General features: G+C 65.5%; 20 protein-coding genes. 15 read left to right on the top strand and 5 right to left on the bottom strand.

Annotated features, from left to right (window positions below; translation table 11 throughout):
- Nucleotides 1-30 precede the first annotated feature (30 nt).
- The 5 genes from AC0KWY_RS12400 to AC0KWY_RS12380 all read left to right on the top strand — a co-directional run bounded on the left by AC0KWY_RS12400 (nt 31) and on the right by AC0KWY_RS12380 (nt 5,417).
- Nucleotides 31-1,074: a type IV pilus twitching motility protein PilT gene (locus tag AC0KWY_RS12400; protein ID WP_474025803.1), complete on the top strand. Its 1,044-nt coding sequence runs from the start codon at nt 31-33 to the stop codon at nt 1,072-1,074.
- Nucleotides 1,075-1,104: 30 nt separating this feature from the next.
- Nucleotides 1,105-2,241, top strand: a complete 1,137-nt coding sequence (locus AC0KWY_RS12395; RefSeq protein ID WP_474025802.1) for a PilT/PilU family type 4a pilus ATPase — start codon at nt 1,105-1,107, stop codon at nt 2,239-2,241.
- Between the two features lie 18 nt (nt 2,242-2,259).
- Nucleotides 2,260-2,958, top strand: coding sequence for a DUF4197 domain-containing protein (locus AC0KWY_RS12390; protein WP_474025801.1), 699 nt, complete (start codon nt 2,260-2,262; stop codon nt 2,956-2,958).
- A 71-nt stretch (nt 2,959-3,029) separates the two neighbouring features.
- Entirely contained in the window at nt 3,030-3,347 is a 318-nt protein-coding gene (locus AC0KWY_RS12385; RefSeq protein WP_474025800.1) for a hypothetical protein, read from the top strand.
- Between the two features lie 81 nt (nt 3,348-3,428).
- Nucleotides 3,429-5,417, top strand: a complete 1,989-nt coding sequence (locus AC0KWY_RS12380; protein ID WP_474025799.1) for a UvrD-helicase domain-containing protein — start codon at nt 3,429-3,431, stop codon at nt 5,415-5,417.
- A 69-nt stretch (nt 5,418-5,486) separates the two neighbouring features.
- On the opposite strand, the gene AC0KWY_RS12375 is transcribed toward AC0KWY_RS12380, so the two are convergent.
- Nucleotides 5,487-5,942: a c-type cytochrome gene (locus AC0KWY_RS12375; RefSeq protein WP_474025798.1), complete on the bottom strand. Its 456-nt coding sequence runs from the start codon at nt 5,940-5,942 to the stop codon at nt 5,487-5,489.
- Between the two features lie 255 nt (nt 5,943-6,197).
- On the opposite strand from AC0KWY_RS12375, the gene pncC reads away from it, so the two are divergent.
- Complete coding sequence (gene pncC / locus AC0KWY_RS12370; protein WP_474025797.1) at nt 6,198-6,698, top strand: nicotinamide-nucleotide amidase; 501 nt, start codon at nt 6,198-6,200, stop codon at nt 6,696-6,698.
- 1 nt (nt 6,699) lies between these two features.
- On the opposite strand, the gene AC0KWY_RS12365 is transcribed toward pncC, so the two are convergent.
- The 3 genes from AC0KWY_RS12365 to ubiB form a co-directional block, all read right to left on the bottom strand.
- Nucleotides 6,700-7,143 carry a DUF302 domain-containing protein gene (locus AC0KWY_RS12365; protein ID WP_474025796.1) on the bottom strand — a complete coding sequence of 148 codons (444 nt, stop codon included), beginning with the start codon at nt 7,141-7,143 and terminating at the stop codon, nt 6,700-6,702.
- A 63-nt stretch (nt 7,144-7,206) separates the two neighbouring features.
- Nucleotides 7,207-10,488 (bottom strand): DEAD/DEAH box helicase, encoded by a 3,282-nt coding sequence (locus AC0KWY_RS12360; protein ID WP_474025795.1) that lies wholly within the window; start codon nt 10,486-10,488, stop codon nt 7,207-7,209.
- On the bottom strand, nt 10,488-12,008 hold the full coding sequence (ubiB, locus tag AC0KWY_RS12355) for a ubiquinone biosynthesis regulatory protein kinase UbiB (RefSeq protein WP_474025794.1): 1,521 nt from the start codon (nt 12,006-12,008) through the stop codon (nt 10,488-10,490). Before ubiB ends, AC0KWY_RS12360 begins: the two co-directional genes overlap by 1 nt.
- Before the next feature lie 178 nt (nt 12,009-12,186).
- Here ubiB and AC0KWY_RS12350 point away from each other — a divergent pair, with 178 nt between their 5' ends.
- The 6 genes from AC0KWY_RS12350 (at nt 12,187) to AC0KWY_RS12325 (ending at nt 18,358) form a co-directional block, all read left to right on the top strand.
- Nucleotides 12,187-13,689, top strand: coding sequence for a GGDEF domain-containing protein (locus AC0KWY_RS12350; protein ID WP_474025793.1), 1,503 nt, complete (start codon nt 12,187-12,189; stop codon nt 13,687-13,689).
- A 10-nt stretch (nt 13,690-13,699) separates the two neighbouring features.
- Nucleotides 13,700-14,221 carry a DNA-deoxyinosine glycosylase gene (locus AC0KWY_RS12345; protein WP_474025792.1) on the top strand — a complete coding sequence of 174 codons (522 nt, stop codon included), beginning with the start codon at nt 13,700-13,702 and terminating at the stop codon, nt 14,219-14,221.
- Between the two features lie 33 nt (nt 14,222-14,254).
- Nucleotides 14,255-16,018, top strand: a complete 1,764-nt coding sequence (gene argS / locus AC0KWY_RS12340; RefSeq protein WP_474025791.1) for an arginine--tRNA ligase — start codon at nt 14,255-14,257, stop codon at nt 16,016-16,018.
- Between the two features lie 8 nt (nt 16,019-16,026).
- Nucleotides 16,027-16,644, top strand: coding sequence for an SPOR domain-containing protein (locus AC0KWY_RS12335; protein WP_474025790.1), 618 nt, complete (start codon nt 16,027-16,029; stop codon nt 16,642-16,644).
- Nucleotides 16,645-16,655: 11 nt separating this feature from the next.
- Complete coding sequence (locus AC0KWY_RS12330) at nt 16,656-17,300, top strand: thiol:disulfide interchange protein DsbA/DsbL (protein WP_474025789.1); 645 nt, start codon at nt 16,656-16,658, stop codon at nt 17,298-17,300.
- Between the two features lie 287 nt (nt 17,301-17,587).
- Entirely contained in the window at nt 17,588-18,358 is a 771-nt protein-coding gene (locus AC0KWY_RS12325; RefSeq protein WP_474025788.1) for an SDR family oxidoreductase, read from the top strand.
- 12 nt (nt 18,359-18,370) lie between these two features.
- On the opposite strand, the gene AC0KWY_RS12320 is transcribed toward AC0KWY_RS12325, so the two are convergent.
- Nucleotides 18,371-18,571, bottom strand: a complete 201-nt coding sequence (locus AC0KWY_RS12320; RefSeq protein WP_474025787.1) for a hypothetical protein — start codon at nt 18,569-18,571, stop codon at nt 18,371-18,373.
- Between the two features lie 99 nt (nt 18,572-18,670).
- On the opposite strand from AC0KWY_RS12320, the gene thiS reads away from it, so the two are divergent.
- Genes thiS through trmB form a run of 3 tightly spaced genes read left to right on the top strand, consistent with a single transcriptional unit; the run spans nt 18,671 to nt 20,485 of the window.
- A complete protein-coding gene (gene thiS, locus AC0KWY_RS12315) occupies nt 18,671-18,874 on the top strand; it encodes a sulfur carrier protein ThiS (protein WP_474029726.1) in 204 nt (67 codons plus the stop codon).
- A gap of 13 nt (nt 18,875-18,887) precedes the next feature.
- A complete protein-coding gene (locus tag AC0KWY_RS12310) occupies nt 18,888-19,670 on the top strand; it encodes a thiazole synthase (protein ID WP_474025786.1) in 783 nt (260 codons plus the stop codon).
- Entirely contained in the window at nt 19,667-20,485 is an 819-nt protein-coding gene (gene trmB / locus AC0KWY_RS12305; protein ID WP_474025785.1) for a tRNA (guanosine(46)-N7)-methyltransferase TrmB, read from the top strand. The genes AC0KWY_RS12310 and trmB overlap by 4 nt, the downstream gene beginning before the upstream one ends.
- Nucleotides 20,486-20,500 lie beyond the last annotated feature (15 nt).

Genomic DNA, 20,500 nt, shown 5'->3' with positions numbered 1-20,500 from the left:
AAGTATACACGGGCTCCGAGGACCGATCGCATGGACATCACCGAACTGCTGGCCTTCAGCGTCAAGAACAAGGCTTCCGACTTGCACCTTTCGGCCGGACTGCCGCCGATGATTCGCGTTCATGGCGACGTTCGGCGCATCAATCTGCCGCCGATGGAGCACAAGGATGTGCACAGCATGGTGTACGACATCATGAACGACGCGCAACGCAAGGTTTACGAGGAAACGCTGGAATGCGATTTTTCGTTCGAGATTCCCAATCTGGCGCGTTTCCGGGTCAATGCCTTCAACCAGCAGCGGGGCGCGGCGGCGGTATTCCGGACCATTCCGACCAAGGTGCTGACGCTCGAGGAATTGAACTGCCCGCGTATTTTCAAGGACATCGCCGAGTACCCGCGCGGGATCGTGCTGGTCACCGGTCCGACCGGTTCCGGCAAGTTGACGACCCTGGCGGCGATGGTCAACCATGTCAATGAAAACGACTACGCGCACATCCTGACCATCGAGGACCCGATCGAATTCGTTCACGAGTCGAAGAAGTGCCTGATCAACCAGCGCGAGGTCGGTCCGCAGACCCTGTCCTTCTCGAATGCCCTGCGCTCGGCGCTGCGCGAGGATCCGGACGTGATCCTGGTCGGCGAAATGCGCGACCTGGAAACCATCCGCCTGGCGCTGACCGCGGCCGAAACCGGCCACCTGGTGTTCGGCACCCTGCACACTTCATCGGCGGCGAAGACCATCGACCGTATCGTCGACGTTTTCCCGGCCGAGGAAAAGGAAATGGTCCGCGCCATGCTTTCCGAGTCACTGCGCGCGGTGATCTCGCAGACGCTGTTGAAGACCAAGGACGGTCAAGGGCGCGTTGCCGCGCATGAAATCATGATCGGCACCCCGGCGATCCGCAACCTGATCCGCGAAAACAAGGTGGCGCAGATGTATTCGGCGATCCAGACCGGCCAGGCGATGGGTATGCAGACGCTGGACCAGTGCCTGATCGATCTGGTGCGGCGCAATGTCGTTGCAAGCAGCGAAGCGCGCGTGCGTGCCGCCAACAAGGATGCCTTCCCGGCCTGAGGGGCGGAAGGACACAATTAAGGGGAATTCATGGAACGCGATCAGGCGATGAAATTCATGCACGATCTTCTGCGTCTGATGACGCAGAAGCGTGGCTCTGACCTTTTCATCACCGCCGGCTTTCCGCCGGCGATCAAAATTGACGGCAAGATCACACCGGTTTCCAATCAGGTGCTGACTTCACAGCACACGGCGGAACTGGCGCGGGCGATCATGAACGACCGCCAGGCGGCGGAGTTCGAATCGTCGCGTGAGTGCAACTTCGCCATTTCGCCGACTGGCATCGGCCGCTTCCGGGTCAATGCGCTGGTTCAGCAGGGGCGTGTTGCCGTCGTCTGCCGGACCATCAACATGACCATCCCGACCCTTGACGACCTCGGTCTGCCCGCCGTGCTCAAGGATCTGGCGATGACCAAACGCGGCCTGATCATCTTCGTCGGCGGCACCGGTACCGGCAAGACCACCTCGCTGGCGGCGCTGACCGATTACCGCAACGAAAACAGCTACGGTCACATCATCACGATCGAAGACCCGATCGAATACGTGCACGAGCACAAGAACTGCATCATCACGCAGCGCGAAGTCGGCGTCGATACCGACGATTGGGGCCCGGCGCTGAAGAACACCCTGCGTCAGGCGCCGGACGTCATCCTGATGGGCGAAATCCGCGACCGCAACACCATGGACTACGCCATCGCCTTCGCGGAAACCGGCCACCTGGCACTGGCAACGCTGCACGCCAACAGTACCAACCAGGCGATCGACCGGATCATCAACTTCTTCCCCGAGGAGCGGCGTCAGCAATTGCTGATGGACATGTCGCTCAACATCCGGGCCATGGTCTCGCAGCGTCTGCTGCCCAAGAAGGACGGCAAGGGACGGGTCGCGGCGGTCGAGATCATGCTCAACTCGCCGCTGATTTCCGACCTGATCTTCCGCGGCGAAGTCCAGGAGATCAAGGAAATCATGAAGAAGTCGCGCGAACTGGGCATGCAGACCTTCGACCAGGCCTTGTTCGATCTTTACGATGGCGGCAAGATCACTTACGAAGACGCGTTGCGCAACGCCGATTCGCTCAACGACCTGCGCCTGCAGATCAAGCTCAACGGCAAGGACTCCAAGGACCGGGACCTGACCAAGGGCATCGGCCATCTCGACATCGTCTGATCACTCCGGAAGCGCATCATGAACCTCGTCCCGACCCGCTGGCTGGCGCCGATCCTGGCGCTGTTCCTGGTTTTTGCCGCGCCACCGGCGCAAGCCGGGGCGCTCGACGCCATCAGCAGTGCCGATGCCGGTTCCGGGGTGCGCGAAGCGCTGGCCAAGGGCGCCGAATTCGCGGTGTCGTCGCTGGGGCAGCAGAATGGCTTCCTCGGCAACAAGAAGGTCAAGATTCCGTTGCCGGGCTACCTTGACGATGCAGAATCGGCACTGCGCATGTTCGGCCTTGGCAAGCAGGCCGATCAACTGGTCGAGACGATGAACCATGCGGCGGAGAACGCCGTCGCCGAAGCCCTGCCCATCCTTTCCGACGCCATCCGCCGGATGACGCTGCAGGATGCCAAGGCCATCCTCACCGGTGGCGACGACAGCGTTACCCAGTATTTTCGGCGTTCGTCGAGCGACCAGTTGGTGACCCGCTTCCGGCCGATCGTCAAGGCGGCGACCGGCAAGCTGCAACTGGCCGAGCAGTACAACAGCTTCGCCGGCAAGGCGGCCAATTTCGGCCTGATCGACAAGAAGGACGCGGACATCGACAGCTATGTCACGCACAAGGCGATGGACGGGCTCTTCCTGGTGATCGCCGAAGAAGAGCGCAAGCTGCGCGCCAACCCGCTCGGCGCCGGCAGTGCGCTGCTGAAGAAGGTGTTCGGCGCGCTGTAAAATCGCCCTAAGTTACCGCCGGCATTCAAGTTTTTCGGCGGCGTGCCGTAGATCGGGTCAGGAGCCCGATCATGAAGATGTCACGCCTGCCCTCGACCACGCAGCAAGCCACGCCGGAAGCGGCGGAGCGGGCAGCGCTCGTCCAGGCCGGGACGGTGCGTCGGGTCGAACCGATGGAAGGCGTGGTCAACGAGCGTGAGCGCTCGCTGCAGCAGGACATGGCCGAGGTTGATCCGCGTGCGGTCGGCCCTTATCAGGGGGTCGAGCGGCGGCGTCAGCAGGCCGATCAGTTGGCCCGGCGCTTGGTCGGCATGGGCTCGGATGCCCTGCAGTTGCTGCGCTTTGATACCCGTGCCCGGCGTCCGGGCAAGATCGACGAGAAGGCCTGAAGGCAGCGTTCCTGCATGAGGTAAAATGCGCGGCCCCGTCGGCGACCCGCTCGACGCGCCCCTTTCGGTTCCAGCGCAGATATGTCCGGCCTCAATCCCCAGCAACGCGAAGCGATCTACTACCTCGACGGTCCCTTACTGGTGCTGGCCGGTGCCGGCTCGGGCAAGACCCGCGTGATCACCCAGAAGATCGCCTATCTGGTCCAGGACTGCGGCTTCCAGCCGCGCAACATCGCCGCCATCACCTTCACCAACAAGGCGGCGAAGGAAATGCAGGAGCGCGTCGGCAAGCTCCTCTCCGCGTCGCAGGCCAACGAGTTGCAGATTTCGACCTTCCACTCGCTTGGCGTGCGTATCCTGCGTGAGGAAGCGAAGGCGCTCGGTTACAAGCCGCGCTTCTCGATCTTCGATTCGGCCGATTGCGCCGGCATCATCGGCGACTGTGCGAAGACGGTGGACAAGGCGACCTTGCGCCGCCTGCAATCGATCATTTCCAACTGGAAGAACGCACTGGTCACGCCGGAAGCCGCCCGCCACCTGGCCGGCAACGAACACGAAGCGCTTGCTGCAGGCGCCTACCTCAGCTACGAGGCGACGCTGAAGGCCTATCAGGCGGTCGATTTCGACGACCTGATCGGTTTGCCGGTGAAGTTGTTCAGCGAGCATCCGCAGATCGCCGAGAAGTGGCAGAACCGCCTGCGCTACCTGCTGGTCGACGAGTACCAGGACACCAACGCCTGCCAGTACCAGCTACTCAAGCTGTTGACCGGCATCCGCGCCCAGTTCACGGCGGTGGGCGACGACGACCAGGCGATCTACGGCTGGCGCGGCGCCGACATCGACAACCTGAAGAAGCTGCCGGCCGAATTTCCGGCGCTCAAGGTGATCAAGCTCGAGCAGAACTACCGCTCGACGGTGCGCATCCTGAAGGCCGCCAACAACGTCATCGCCCACAACGAGAAACTCTTCGACAAGACCCTGTGGTCGGAGCTCGGCCATGGCGACCCGATTCACGTCACCGCCTGCCGCGACAACGAGGCCGAGGCCGAGAGCGTGGTCATGAAGCTGCAGGCGCACCGCTTCGAGCATCGCGGCAAGTTCCGCGACTACGCCATCCTGTACCGTTCCAACCATCAGGCGCGCCTGCTCGAAACCCAGCTGCGCAACCAGAAGATTCCTTACCTGCTGTCCGGTGGCCAGTCCTTCTTCGACAAGGCCGAGATCAAGGACATCATCAGTTATCTGCGCCTGCTCGCCAACGAGGACGACGATCCGGCCTTCATCCGTGCCGCCACCACACCGCGCCGCGGGATCGGCGCCTCCACCTTGCAGGCGCTCGGCACCTATGCCGGCGAACGCCACGTCTCGCTGTTCCATGCCGCTTTCGAAGAAGGCTTTGCCCATCGCGTGCAGGGGCGCCAGCTCGAACCTCTGCTCGAGTTCTGCCATTTCATCAACCGCATGCAGGCACGGGCCACGCGCGAGCCGGCACAGCAGGTGCTGCCCGATCTGCTCAAGGCGATCGATTACGAAGCCTACCTCTACGACAGCGAGGAGCAGCGCACGGCGCAGACGCGCTGGACCAACGTCGGCGAGTTCGCCGACTGGATCAACCGCAAGGGCGAGGAAGGTGGCAAGACGCTGATCGACATGGTGCAGAGCATCGCCCTGATCAACATGCTCGACAAGCAGAACAGTGACGAGATCGATGCCGTCCAGCTATCGACGCTACATGCAGCGAAGGGGCTGGAGTACAAGCATGTCTTCCTGGTTGGTGTCGAGGAGGGCATCCTGCCCCACCGCGAATCGCTCGACCCGGCCAAGCTGCAGGAGGAGCGCCGGCTGATGTACGTCGGCATCACGCGCGCCCAGCGTTCCCTGCACATCAGCTATTGCGAGAAACGCAAGCAGGCGCGCGAGCTGATTCCTTGCGAGCCGTCGCGTTTCATTGCCGAGATGGGCCAGGAGGATGTCCGTTTCAGCGGCGGCAAGCAGGCGGCGGCCCCGGACAAGGCGACCGGCAGTGCGCGCCTCGATGCCCTGAAGGCGATGCTGTCGGCGAAGCGCTGAAGCGCGAATTCCGGTCAACGAAAAAAGGGAGGCCGTAGCCTCCCTTGTGTATTGCTCAGGGCGTTTGTCTTACTTGACCTTGCTCAGGATGTAATCGACAGCGCCCTTGATCTCGTCGTCAGAGAGCGTCGAAGCGCCACCCTTGGGCGGCATCGCGTTCTTGCCGTTGAGTGCGGAAGTATAAAGCGCGGCAGCGCCGGTGGCGACGCGCGGCGCCCAGGCGGCCTTGTCGTCGATCTTCGGCGCGCCAGCGGCACCGGTGTTGTGGCAGGCGCCGCAGACAGTGTTGTAAATCGTCGGGCCATCCTTCGGTGCGCCGGTGGCCGCAGCGGCGTCGGCCTTGGCCAGCGCGAAACCGGCAACCGGCTGGATGCGCAGTTCGGCTTCGTCAGCCCCGGCACCCGCGCCGGCGTCGGCGGGGGAATTGAAGGACTTGTTGGTCAAAGGATAGAGGATCGCGATCAAAACGATGGCGACGACGATCATCGCCCACATGATGCGCTTGGAAAAGTGTGCTTCGGCCATGCTCAAGACCCCGTTTGTAAAATGGACTAAATGTCCGATTATAGCGATTCGCGTATTATTGAGCCAAAAAAAACCCCCGCGGAGGGCGGGGGGAGCAAATGTCTCGAATGGGGGAATTCGAGAGGAGGGGTTCAATGCCCTTGCAGTTTATGACGGCGGCAGCCTGTCGTCTGTCGCTCTTTCGTGCCCCTTGTGTAACCAAATGTGGCGCAGCCACCGGGGTTTCCCGCGGCAGGCTGGGCTGCGGAATGCGTCATGAACGATCTTGAATTGCTTGCCGGTCGAGTCGGTGTCGCGCTGGCCGGGCGCGGCGAATGGCTGGCTTGCGCCGAATCCTGTACCGGTGGCTGGGTCGCCCAGTCAGTGACGGCGATCGCCGGCAGTTCCGGCTGGTTCGACCGCGGTTTCGTCACCTATTCGAACGCCGCCAAGGTCGAGATGCTGGGCGTTGCCGAAGCGACGCTGGCGCGTCATGGTGCGGTCTCGGAGGCGGTGGCGCGGGCGATGGCGCAGGGGGCGCTGGCGCACAGCCGGGCCGACTGGACGCTGGCGATCACCGGCATTGCCGGACCGGGCGGTGGTTCGCCGGAGAAGCCGGTGGGTACCGTCTGTTTTGCCTGGGCCGGGCGCGAGGGCGGTTGTCTGGCGCAGACCCGGCGCTTTGCGGGAGACCGGATGGAGGTGCGCGAACAATCGGTCAGGCACGCCTTGAGCGGCCTGCTGAATCTGCTGGAAGGCGCCGACAGTCAGGCCTGAATCAGTGCAGGGCTTCGGCGACGATGTCGGCGAGCATCCGTTCGAGGGCGGCGGCCGATTTTCCGGACTGTCTGCGGTAGCCGACCCAGGTGGTCGCCGGTTGTCCGGCGAGGGTGTAAATGGCGATCGTGAACGGGCAATTGACGATGTCGTGCGGGTCGCTCTCCATCATCTGCCGCGATAGCGAGGCCGAGCAGAACTCGAGGATTTCCGCCTGCTCGTAGAGACGCCGCGATTGGCCGAGGTCGTTGCCGGTGCGTTCGAGCATGTCGCCGATATGGCTGGTGGCGTTGATCACCAGTCCGCGGTTTTCGATGGCGGTGACGACGGCGTCGCGGGTGTCGGCGAAATTGCCGCGCGTCGCCTCGTTGACCCGCCAGTCGCCGGCACTGGCGAGGAGCGGGGCGCAAAGCAGCAGGAGCGCGCTCAGGGTGATGCGGGGCATGGGCTTCTCCGGTTTCATGACATCGGTCGATTGTAAGGGCGGCCGACCGCCGCCGGCCAGAGGTCAGCCGGGGAGCGGTTCGAACAGGGCGGCGAGGTCGTCGTCGCCGAACTTGATGTCGACCTGGCGATCCTCGGAGAGGATGCCGGCGGCGAGCTCGGCCTTGCGTTCCTGCAGGGCGAGGATCTTTTCCTCGATGCTGCCGCTGACGATCAGCTTGTAGACGAAAACCGGCTTGTCCTGACCGAGGCGGTGGGCGCGGTCGGTGGCCTGGTTCTCGACCGCCGGGTTCCACCACGGGTCGTAGTGGATGACGGTGTCGGCGGCGGTCAGGTTGAGGCCGACGCCGCCGGCTTTCAGGCTGATCAGGAAGATCGGTACGGCGCCTTCCTGGAAGCGGCGGATCGGCGTCTCGCGGTCGACCGTCTCGCCGGTCAGCTTGGCGTAGGCGAGGCCGGCGGCCTGGAGTTCCTCCTCGATCAGCGCCAGCATGCTGGTGAATTGCGAAAAGACCAGGATGTGCCGGTTCTCGTCGACCAGTTCGGGGATCATCGCCATCAACAGGTCGAGCTTGGCGCGTTCGCTGACCTTGCGTGCCGAGCTGGCACGGACCAGGCGCGGGTCGCAGCAGACCTGGCGCAGCTTGAGCAGGGCGTCGAGGATGACGATCTGGCTGCGCGCGAAGCCGCGCTGGGCGATCTCGTCGCGCACCTTGGCGTCCATCGCCGCCCGCACCGTCTCGTAAAGGTCGCGCTGGCCGCCTTCGAGTTCGACGCTGCGGACGATGATCGTCTTCGGCGGCAATTCCTGGGCGACATCCTCCTTCTTGCGGCGCAGGATGAAGGGACGGATGCGGCGGGCCAGCAGGTCGCGGCGGTCGATGTCGCCGGACTTCTCGATCGGCGTCCGCCAGTGGCGGGTGAATTGCTTGTTGCTGCCGAGGAAGCCGGGGAGCAGGAAGTCGAACTGACTCCACAGCTCGCCGAGATGGTTTTCCAGCGGCGTGCCGGTCAGGCACAGGCGGTGCCGCGTGTCGATCTTGCGCACCGCTTCGGCGCTGCGGCTCTGCGCGTTCTTCACCGTCTGTGCCTCGTCGAGGATGAGCAGGTGGTAGCGGTGGCGCATCAACTCGTCGGCGTCGCGCCAGAGCAGCGGGTAGGTGGTGAGGACGACGTCGTGCTCGGCGATCTCGGCGAAGCGCTGCTTGCGCTCCGGGCCGTGCAGCGAAAGCACGCGCAGGTCGGGGGCGAAACGCGCCGCCTCGCTCTTCCAGTTGAAGATCAGCGACGTCGGCAGGATCACCAGCGCCGGTCGGTCGAGGCGGCCGCCTTCCTTTTCCAGCAGCAGGTGGGCCAGCGTCTGCGCCGTCTTGCCCAGGCCCATGTCGTCGGCGAGGATGCCGCATAGCTTCTGCTCGCGCAGGAACTGCAGCCAGGCCAGGCCTTCCCTCTGGTACGGCCGCAATTCCAGGCGCAGGCCCTGCGGTGGCGCGATGTCGACGATGCCCTGCGCCGCCTGCAGGCGCTCGGCCAGCGCCAGCACGTCGTTCTGGCCGCGGAATTCCCAGCGGCTGGTATCGGTCAGTTCGGCCAGGCGCGGCGCGTCGAAGCGCGACAGGCGCAGCGTCGGGCCGCCGCTGAAACCGTCGAAGAGATCGATCAGCGTCATCGCCAGCGGCTTGATGCGGCCGGCCGGGACGCGCAGCCGCTTGCCGGCCGGGGTCAGCAGTTCGATGCCTTCATCGTCGGCGATGCGCGCCAGTTCGAAACCTTCCAGCCAGCGTGGGTCGCGGCGGAAGAGCGTGGCCAGCAGCGGGGCCAGCGGCAGGCGCTCGCCTTCGACCAGAATGCCCATGTCGAGGTCGAACCAGCCGTCTTCGCTTTCGATCAGTTCGGCGTCCCAGGCATCGACTTCGACGACGTGGTGGCGGAAGTCCTCGGGAAACTCGACCTGCCAGCCGCATTCCCGCAACTGCGGCACGCGGTGCTGCATGAAGTCGTGCCAGGCGGTCTCCTCGGCCAGGCCGTAGATGCTGTCCGGCGGGCTGCCGAAGGTGTTCAGCGTGTTGGCCGGAATCTTCTGCAGGCCGCTGTCGGCGAGGCAGGTCAGCGCCTTCTTCTCCTCGTCGGGGCGGCGCCTGATGCGTACCGTCTCGCCCTCCGGCAGGGTGATGAATTCGCTCTCGTGCTGCGGCTTGAGGTCGGCGTCGCCGTAGCGGAACAGGACGTGGGCGACGTCGAAGAGGCCGCCGCCGAAACTGTAGGCGTACTTGCGCCAGGGGCGGTGGCCGTGCGTGCGCAGGGTTTCCAGTTGCAGCACCGGTTGCGGCGGGCTGTCGATCTGGCGCAGGCGGGCGCTGGCGTCTTCGGCGGGCAGCGGCAAATCGGGCGCCAGTTCGGAAAGGGCGTCGGCAACCAGCGCGGCTTCCTTGGCCGACAGCGGCGGCAGCGAGAACAGGCGGCCGATCACCGCCGGGTTGCCGGTGACGGTCAGCGGCCCGGCCTCGCCCTCGGTCAGGTCGACGTACCAGGGCGGATCGACGGCGATCACCAGTTCGGTCGGCGGTTCCGACTTGAGGTAGGGGCGTTGCAGCCCCTGGCCGTCGATCTGCCAGCCGACGCTGGCCGGTCGTGCGTCGCCGGCGTGCAGCGGCAGGCCGAGATCGATCGCCGGGTAGAGGCGGTGCGTCGCCGCCATCCGCTCGAGGATTTCGGCGCCGTGTTTCGGTCCCAGGCCGTAGGCGCGCAGGCCGCTATCGTGGCCGCGCTCGGCCCAGATCAGGCGGAGAATGCCAAGATCCTCCTCGGTGACGAATTGCGGCGGCGTGACCAGCGCGCGGTCGACCTTCCACCATTCCTCGGCGTTTTCCGGGTACTTGCCCTTGCGCAGTTCGATGCCGAAGCGGCGCCGGTCGGGCGACCATTTCAGGAGGTAGTAGAGCTGCTGGCGGGCGCTGGCCGGGCGCGCCTTCTTCTTGGCGACGGCGATCGAGGCGCGGCGCAGGTCTTCGACCCAGGACAGGACGCTACCGCTGACCCGTTCCTTGGGATTGCGTACTTCGATGGCTTTCAGCAGGACGGCGGCGACGTGCTTGCAGTTGCGGCCGACCGGGCAGGTGCAGCGGGCGATCAGCCGGCCGCTGCCGCTATCCGGGGCGATCAGCGCTTCGACGCGGTAGGGTTGGCGCGCCGAACCGGGAACCACGGCGCGCATCTCGCCGTCGTCGATCTCCAGGTCGCGCACCAGGTCAACGTAGGGGCGGCCCTTGGCGATTTCGGCCTCGCCCAGCCAGTCGACGATATCGTCCTCGGTGAAGCTGTCGGCGAGTTCGGCGGCGTTCTGCATCACAGGTACTGGCTGCCGAGCAGCGCGGCGAGCAGCAGGGCGATCGCCGTCAGCAGCAGGTTCTGCCGGCGCTGGGCGGCGATCAGGCGTTCCAGTTGCGGCTGCGGGTCGGCGTGGCGCGGCGCCGCCAGCGCCTGATGGACGAGACGCGGCAGTTGCGGCAGCGTGCGTGCCAGTTGCGGCGCCTCCTGCTGGAAGCTCTTGAGCAGGCCGCGCCAGCCGATCTGCTCGCTCATCCAGCGTTCGAGGAAGGGCTTGGCGGTTTTCCAGAGGTCGAGATCGGGGTCGAGTTGGCGACCGAGGCCTTCGATGTTGAGCAGGGTCTTCTGCAGCATCACCAGTTGCGGCTGGATTTCGACGTTGAAGCGGCGCGAGGTCTGGAACAGCCGCAACAGCACCTTGCCGAACGAAATGTCGCGCAGCGGCCGGTCGAAGATCGGTTCGCAGACGGCGCGGATCGCTGCTTCGAACTCGTCGACCCGGGTGTCGCGCGGCGCCCAGCCGGATTCGATATGGGTTTCGGCGACCCGCTTGTAGTCGCGGCGGAAGAAGGCGAGGAAGTTCTGCGCCAGGTAGTTCTTGTCGGTGTCGGTCAGCGTGCCGACGATGCCGAAGTCGAGTGCGATGTAGCGGCCGTCGGCGGCGACGAAGATGTTGCCGGGGTGCATGTCGGCGTGGAAGAAGCCGTCGCGGAAGACCTGGGTGAAGAAGATCTCGACGCCGGCCTCGGACAGTTTCTTCATGTCGATGCCGTCGGCGATCAGGCGCGCGGTCTGCGAGATCGGCGTGCCGTGCATGCGCTCCATGACCATCACCGTCGAGGTGCAGAAATCCCAGTAAACCTCTGGCACCAGCAGTAGCTGCGAATCGGTGAAGTTGCGCCGCAATTGCGAGGCGTTGGCCGCTTCACGCATGAGGTCGAGTTCGTCGCGCAGGTACTTGGCGAATTCGGCGACGACTTCCCGCGGCTTCAGGCGTTTGCCGTCGGCCCACAGCTTTTCCAGGAGCATGGCGCCGCTGTCCATCAGCGCCAGGTCGTGTTCGATCACCGACAGCATGTTCGGGCGCAGGATCTTGACCGCCACCTCGTGGCCGCCGTCGCGTTCGTGCAGTTTGGCGAAATGCACCTGGGCGATCGACGCCGAGGCCACCGGCACCGGGTCGAATTCCGCGAAAACCTCGCTCGCCGGCCGGCCGTAGGCCTTCTCGACTTCGGCCAGGGCAAGCGCCGAGGCAAACGGAGGCACCCGGTCCTGCAGCTTGGCCAGTTCGTCGGCGATGTCGGCCGGCATCAGGTCGCGGCGGGTGGACAACACCTGGCCGAACTTGACGAAAATCGGCCCCAGCGTTTCCAGCGCCAGGCGCAGGCGTTCGGCGCGCGGCGCCGACAGGTTGCGCCAGAACTGCAGCGCGTTGGCCAGACGGACGAGACGGCCCGACGGCTCGTGCTCGAGCACCATTTCGTCGAGGCCGAAACGGCTGGCTACGGCAGCGATCTTGAGCAGGCGGAAAAGGCGCATCGGCAGTGCGGGCCAGATTGGGTCAAACGGGCATGTTAACACGCCGGGGCGGCTTGCGTTGCCTGCTTCTGCAGTGGATGGCGATTGGCGCTCGCCGGATGGCGTGCTTGGGATAAACTTGCCGGACAAAACCGGTTGCCGAGTACAACCGCAACGCAGCTCCCCATTGGATGTCGTCATGGCCGACTCACGCAGCAATCCCTCCGAAATCGCCCGCGAAGCCCTGAAGCGACTGGCGGAGCGCCGTGTCGCGCCGACCCCGGCCAATTATCAGGCCTGTTATTTCGAAATCGCCCGCCTGCCCAACGTCCTGCCTTTCCCCGAGCCGGCGTTGCGCCAGTTGGCTGGCGCCCTGTGCGCCCACGGCGATGCGCAGGCGGCACAACTGGCGCGGCTGGATTCGGCGATTGCCGGGCGTAGCTGGCAGGGCGTGCAGGATGCGCTGCTCGGCTACATCGCCGCCGGCCAGGCGAGCGGTAGCGCGGCGAACCTGCCGCACGAAACGACGCTGCTCCTGCTGCGCCTTTGCGAACCGCTGTTTGCCGCCATGGGCAAGGAAGATCGGCGCTTTTCCCAGGCCGCCGACGAAATGCTCGCCGTGCTGCGGGTCAGCCCCTGCGAGGCGAAGCGCTTCGAGCAGGCGGCGCGGCGCGTCGTCGACATGCTGCCTTGCGTGGTCGAGGAAGAGGTCGAAATCCGCGAGTCGCTGCTCAAGCTGCTGCACATGATCATCGAGAACATCGGCGATCTCGGCATCGACGACGCCTGGTTCAAGGGGCAGATCGACGGCCTGCTCGCCGCCGTGGCACCGCCCTTGACCTTGCGCCACCTCGACGAGATGGAGCGGCGCCTGCGCGACGTCATGGAGAAACAGGCGCAGGCGCGGGTTCGTTCGCTCGAGGCGCAGCAGGAAATGCGCGAGATGCTGGCCGCCTTCATCGAACGCCTTGGCAGCATCAATCAGAGCAGTGAGGTCTTCCAGGCGCGCATCGAGAGCAGCGCGCGGCAGATCGAAGCCGTCAAGCGGATCGAGGACCTGGCGCCTTTGCTGGCCGACGTGGTGTCGGCGACGCATTCGATGGCCGAGGAAACGGCCGGTTCGCGCGAGCAGTTGCGCGCCCTGCAGGAGCGCGTGCTGGCGACCGAGGCGGAGCTGCTGCAGTTGCACCGCGAACTCGACAACGCCAGCCTGCTGGCCCGCCACGATCCCCTGACCGAAGCGCTCAACCGCAAGGGGCTGGACGAAGCGCTCGAGCGCGAGATCGGCGCGGTGCGCCGGCACAACACGCCGCTGTCGCTGAGCATGCTCGACATCGACAACTTCAAGCGCCTCAACGACCAGCTCGGCCACGAAGCCGGCGACAAGGCGCTGATCCACCTGGTCAACCTGGCGCGGCGCTGCATGCGGCCGAGCGATACGCTGGCCCGTTACGGCGGCGAGGAGTTCGTCATCCTGATGCCGGATACGACGCAGGCCCAGGGGATCGAGGCGATGACCCGGCTGCAGCGCGAGCTGACCAAGGCCTTCTTCCTCGCCGACGGGCAGAAGGTGCTGATCACCTTCAGCGCCGGCGTCGCCGAACTGCGCGAGGGCGAGAATGGCCACGACGCGGTGTGCCGCGCCGACAAGGCGATGTACCTCGCCAAGCGCGCCGGCAAGAACCGCGTGGTCGGCGCCTGAGGCGGACGGCGTGGACGAGGTCGCCAGCTTTCCGCCGGTGGCGGCGGCCGATGCCCGGCTGCTGATTCTCGGCAGCATGCCGGGCGTCGCCTCGCTGCAGGCCGGCCGCTACTACGCCCACCCGCGCAACGCCTTCTGGCCGATCATGGGCGAGTTGCTCGGCTTGCCGCCCGATCTCCCCTACGCGTCGCGCCTGCTTGCCCTGCAGGGCGCCGGCATCGCCTTGTGGGACGTCATCGCCGGTTGCCAGCGGCGCGGTAGCCTGGACGCCGACATCGTCGGCAGCAGCGTGCGGGCCAACGACTTTGCCGGATTCTTCGCCGCCCATCCGGCGATCCGCCGCGTCTGCTTCAACGGCGCCGCCGCCGAGCAGGCCTTCCGTCGCCACGTCCTGCCCGGAATCGCCGCCGATGGCCTGCAACTGTGCCGGCTGCCGTCGACCAGTCCGGCCCACGCCGGGCTTTCCCGCGCCGACAAGCTGGCCGCCTGGTCGGCAATCCTCGACCTGCCGCGGGCGGCGGGCAGCGTATAATCCCGCCTTTACATTTTTTTCCGCCAAAGCTCAATGGCCCAAGATGTCAAGAACCAGCTGACCGCCCTGTTGCAACAGGCCCTGGCCAGCGTCGCCCCGACCGCCACCGCCACGCCGATTCACCTCGAACGCCCGCGCGACCCGACGCACGGCGATTTCGCCACCAATCTGGCGATGCTGCTGGCCAAGGCGCTGAAAAAGAATCCGCGCGAGATCGCCCAGCAACTGGTCAACGAACTGCCGCCGTCGGCGCTGGTTACCGCCGCCGAAGTGGCCGGTGCCGGCTTCATCAACTTCCGCCTCAATGCCGGCAGCAAGACCGACGTGGTCAAGGCCGTGCTCGCCGAACGGGAAAACTTCGGCCGTTCCACCGCCGGCGGCTGGCAGAAGGTACAGGTCGAGTTCGTCTCGGCCAACCCGACCGGCCCGCTGCACGTCGGCCACGGCCGCGGCGCCGCCTACGGCGCCTCGCTGTCCAGCCTGCTGACCTTCGCCGGCTGGGACGTCACCCGCGAGTACTACGTCAATGACGCCGGCCGGCAGATGGACATCCTCGGCCTGTCGACCTGGTTGCGCTACCTCGAACAGCACGACGTGGTCGTGCCCTTCCCGCCGAATGCCTACCAGGGCGGTTACGTGCGCGACATGGCGGCGCAGTTGAAGAGCGCCCACGGCGACAAGTACGTGCGTGCCGCCGATGCCGTCCTTGCCGGCACCCCCGGCCTGCCGGAAGCCGGGCGCGCCGACGACGAAGCCAAGCAGCAGCGCGAGCTGCATCTCGACGCGCTGATCGCCCGCGCCAAGGAACTGCTCGGTGGCGACTGGCACTACGTGCACCAGCACGCGCTCAACGAACAGCTTGAAGACTGCCGCGACGACCTCAAGGAATTCGGCGTCGAGTTCGACGTCTGGTTCTCGGAAAAGGCGCTCTACGACACCGGCCTGGTCGCGCGCTGCGTCAACCTGCTGGAGAAGAAGGGCCACCTCTACCTGCAGAACGGCGCCCGCTGGTTCCGCTCGACCGCCTTCGGCGACGAGAAGGACCGCGTCGTCCAGCGCGAAAACGGCCTGTACACCTACTTCGCCTCCGACATCGCCTACCACCTGAACAAGTTCGAGCGCGGTTTCGACAAGGTCATCAACATCTGGGGCGCCGACCACCACGGCTATATCCCGCGCGTCACCGGCGCGATCAAGGCGCTCGACCTCGACAGCGACAAGTTGCAGGTGGCGCTGGTCCAGTTCGCCGTGCTCTACCGCAACGGCCAGAAAGCCTCGATGTCCACGCGCTCCGGCGAATTCGTCACCCTGCGCGAACTGCGCGGCGAAGTCGGCAACGACGCCTGCCGCTTCTTCTACGCGCTCAGGAAGTCCGACCAGCACCTCGATTTCGACCTCGACCTGGCCAAGAGCCAGACCAACGAGAACCCGGTCTATTACATCCAGTACGCCCACGCCCGCGTCTGTTCGGTGCTCAACCAGTGGAGCGGCGACCTCGCCGCGCTCGCCGACGCCGACCTCGCGCTACTGTCGAACCCGCGCGAACTGGCGATTGCCAACCAGCTCGGCCAGTTCCGCGAAGTCATCGAAAGCGCGGCGCGCGACCTGGCGCCGCACATGATCGCCTTCTATCTCAAGGACCTGGCCGGCGAATTCCACGGCTGGTACAACGCCGAGCGCATGCTGGTCGACGACGCCGCCCTGCGTGACGCCCGTGTCGCCCTGGCGGCCGCCGTCCGTCAGGTGATCCGCAACGGCCTGGCGATCCTCGGCGTCAACTGCCCCGAATCGATGTAAGGAAAGCCATGACTCGCGACATGAAATCCTCGAAGCGCCCGCCGGCGAAGAAAAAGTCCGGCGGCGGCACGCTGGTCGGCATGTTCATCGGGCTGGTGCTCGGTGTCTGCATTGCCGCCGGCGTCGTCTGGTACATCAACAAGGCGCCGCTGCCGTTCAACGGCAACGTCCAGCAGCCGCAGCAGGAACGGCCGGTACCCGAGCAGCCGCTGGCCCTGCCCGGCAAGCCGGGCGATCCGGTGCAGGAAAAGCGCTTCCAGTTCTACGACATCCTGCCCGGCAAGGCCGAGGGCGAACCGGACAAGGCCGCCGCGGCGCAGGCGCCCAAGGCCGAGGTGGAGAAGGAAGCGGCGAAGGTCGCCGACAAGGAACCCGCCAAGGAAACCGGCAAGGAATCCAAGGTGCCGCTGTTCCTTCAGGCCGGTTCGTTCAGCACGGCGCAGGATGCCGACAACCAGAAGGCCAAGCTTGCTTTCATGGGCATCGAATCGGCCGTCCAGCAGGTGATGATCGAGGAACGGACGCTGTACCGGGTGCGGATCGGGCCCTACCTGAAGCTCGACGAATTGAACAAAGTCCGTGCCGAGCTTGCCAAATCCGGTATTGAAGCCCAGTTATCCAAGTAAAGGAGTCATGCATGGCCATTGATCGTCGCCGCTTCGTTTCCGCCGCGCTTACCGTCGGCGCCTCGCTTTCGCTTCCCGCTGCGGCGCTCGCCCAGACCGCCGGGCGTGATTACACGGTGCTCAACCCGGCGCAGCCGACCGACAACCCGGGGAAGGTCGAGGTACTCGAATTCTTCAGCTACGGTTGTCCGCATTGCAGCGATTTCAATCCCCTGCTCACCCTGTGGGCGGAGAAACTGCCGGCCGACGTCGTGCTGCGCAAGGTGCCGGTCAGTTTCGGCCGGGCCGCCTGGGGCAACGCTGCCCGCCTGTTCTATGCGCTGGAAGTGACCGGCGACCTGAAGCGGCTGGAGGGCGACGTGTTCAAGGCGATCCACCAGCAGCGGACCAACCTCTTCGACGAGAAGACGATCCGCGAATGGGTCGCGGCGCGCGGGGTGAATGCCAAGAAATTCAACGAAGCCTTCGCCTCGTTCGGCGTCCAGAGCAAGGTGCGGCGCGGCGATCAGATGGCGCAGGCGCATCGCATCGAAGGCGTGCCGGCGCTCATCATCGACGGTCGCTTCCAGGTCGGGACGCTGGCTTTCGAGCAGCAACTGGCGGTTGCCGACAAGTTGATCGAGCGGGTGCGCGCGGAAAAACGCGGCAAGAAGTAATCCTCGAAACCTCAGTTGACCGCTTTCTCTCCTCGTGTCGCCGCATGAATGCTGACCTCCGCGCCTGCGATACGACGCCTCCTTTGGGTGATGGCGCTACGCGGCCGCTGGCACGTCCGGACGGGCGCCCGGCTTTGTGGCTGCGCCGAAACTCGCCGGCTGCCGAAATTTTCGCCGGCTCGTTTTCGCTCCTCCTTGCAGGCATGAGCCTGCCGCGTCGTCGCTTCGCGCCGGCCATCCCGTCCAAACGCGCCATCGGCCGCGTCTAACTGAGGTTTCAAGGATAATTGACGCAACGCGTATTCATCACGGGCGCCTCGTCGGGAATCGGCGAGGCGCTTGCCGTTTACTACGCCGCCCAAGGCGCCCGCCTCGGCCTGGCGGCACGGCGCGGTGACGCGCTGGCGGCGTTGAACGAGCGTCTGGGCGGCGGGCATGCCTGCTACGTGCTTGACGTCACCGACGCGGCGGCGCTGGCGGCGGCGGCGAGCGATTTCTGCGGGCGTTTCGGTACGCCCGACATCGTCATCGCCAGCGCCGGCGTCTCGGTCGGCACCCTGAGCGAATGCGCCGAGGACCTTGCCGTGTTCCGGCGCGTCATGGAGATCAACGTCTATGGCATGGCGGCGACCTTCGCCGCTTTCATCCCCGCGATGCGCGCCGCCAGCGGCGAGCGCCGGCTGGTCGGCATCGCCTCGGTGGCTGGCATCCGCGGCCTGCCGGGGGCGGAAGCCTATTCGGCGTCGAAGGCGGCGGCCATCGCCTACCTGGAAAGCTTGCGTCTTGAGATGCGGCCGGCCGGGATCAAGGTGGTGAGCATCGTGCCGGGCTACATCGCAACGCCGATGACGGCGATCAATCCCTACCGGATGCCCTTCCTGATGTCGGCGGAGCAAGCCGCCGCCCGCTTCGCCCGGGTCATCGCCGCCGGTAGTTCGTATGCGGTGATTCCCTGGCCGATGGGCATCGTCGCCAAGCTGCTGCGCCTGCTGCCGAACTGGCTTTACGACCGGCTGTTTACCAACGCGCCGCGCAAGCCGCGCGGCCTGGCAAGCTAGCCGGGGTTTTGCTCAATGCAGGCGGGTTGTCTGCAACTGGATTTCGGTAACGTCTTCGCTGACCCCGCTGCGTTCGGCAAAGCAGCCGTGCAGCGGGCAATCGCGACCGGGCGGGCAACCGTGTTCGTGGGCGCATTCGCGTTCGGTTTCGTCGGTCAGCACCATTTCATGGATCGCTTCGCAGCGGGAGATCGGGGCGTCGAAAATGGACATGGCGGAACCTCCTTGGGTATCTGATTTGAATATAGACGCTTTGTCGGCAATTGCCCGCAAAAACCAATCGTCAGGGCGAGTCCTGCTAAAATGCCCGACATGCCCGAACTCAAGATCAACGGCGAAATCCGCCAGTTTTCCGACCCGCTTACCGTCGCCGGCCTCGTCGAACAGCTGGGCTACGCGGGCAAGCGCATCGCCGTCGAGAGAAACGGCGAAATCGTCCCGAAGAGCCAGCACGCGGCGACCGAGCTCGCCTCGGGCGATCAACTCGAAATCGTCGTCGCCGTCGGCGGCGGCTGAACCGGAGTATTCCATGCATCAACTGACCATCGCCGGCAAGGCGTACCGTTCCCGTTTACTGGTCGGCACCGGCAAGTACAAGGATTTCGCCGAGACCCGCGCCGCCATCGACGCCTCCGGTGCCGAGATCGTCACCGTCGCCGTGCGCCGCGTGAACATCGGCCAGGACGCCAGCCAGCCGAGCCTGCTCGACGCCGTCCCGCCGTCGCAATTCACCATCCTGCCCAACACCGCCGGCTGCTATACCGCCGACGACGCCGTGCGCACGCTGCGCCTGGCGCGCGAGCTGCTCGACGGCCATCCGCTGTGCAAGCTCGAAGTCCTCGGCGACCCGACCAACCTCTTTCCGAACATGCCGGAAACGCTGAAGGCCGCGGAAACCCTGGTCAAGGACGGTTTCCAGGTCATGGTCTACTGCGCCGACGACCCGATCCAGTGCAAGATGCTCGAAGAGATCGGTTGCGTCGCGGTGATGCCGCTCGCCTCGCTGATCGGCTCCGGCATGGGCATCGTCAATCCGTGGAACCTGCGCCTGATCATCGACAACGCCAAGGTGCCGATCATCGTCGATGCCGGCGTCGGCACCGCCTCGGACGCCACCATCGCCATGGAACTCGGCTGCGACGGCGTGCTGATGAACACCGCCATCGCCCACGCCAAGAACCCGGTGCTGATGGCCAGCGCCATGAAGAAGGGCATCGAGGCCGGCCGCGAGGCCTTCCTGGCCGGCCGCATGGCCCGCAAATACTACTCGGCCGACCCCTCGTCGCCGACCAGCGGGCTGATCGGTTCATGAGCGACGACCTGCTGATCCACCCCGCCGCCGAAGGCGACGAAGGCGAATACACCGCCGGCCGTACCGGGCATGGCCACATCAAGAGCTTCGTCCGCCGCGCCGGCCGCATGTCGGAAGCGCAGCAGCGCTACTACGAGACGATGCTGCCCAAGATCGGCGTCTCTTACCAGCCGGAAAACATCGACCTGACGGCGGTGTTCGGCCGCCAGGCGCCGAAGATCCTGGAAATCGGCTGCGGCATGGGCGAAACCACGGCGCGTATCGCCGAGGCCCACCCGGAAAACGACTACTTCGGGCTGGAAGTGCATGTCCCCGGCGTCGGCGCGCTGTGCAAGCTGATCGCCGAGAAGAACCTGAGCAACCTGCGCATCGGCAACCACGACGCGGTCGAGGTGGTGCGCGACATGCTGCCGGAAGGCTCGCTCGCCGGCATTCACATCTTCTTCCCCGATCCCTGGCACAAGACGCGGCACAAGAAGCGCCGGCTGATCCAGCCGCCCTTCGTCGCGCTGCTCGCCTCGCGCCTGAAGGCGGGCGGCTACATCCACTGCGCCACCGACTGGGAAAACTACGCGCTGCAGATGCTGGAGGTGCTCGGCGGCGAGCCGAGCCTGGAAAACAGCGTCGCCAACCCGTCGCCCGAGGCGCTGGCGGCTGCGCTGGAAGCCGATTCCGCAGCCGGCCTCGCCGGCTTCGCCCCGCGTCCGGATTACCGGCCGTTGACCAAGTTCGAGAACCGCGGCCTGCGTCTGGGCCACGGGGTCTGGGATCTGGTTTTTCGCAAGCGGTTGATGAGCGGTAGCGGGTACGAATGAAGGTCCCGATAATAA

The organism is Azonexus sp. MM2026_4 (assembly GCF_055901855.1).
Note: the sequence above shows the minus strand (reverse complement) of the source record. Positions and strands in the feature narration are given on the sequence as shown.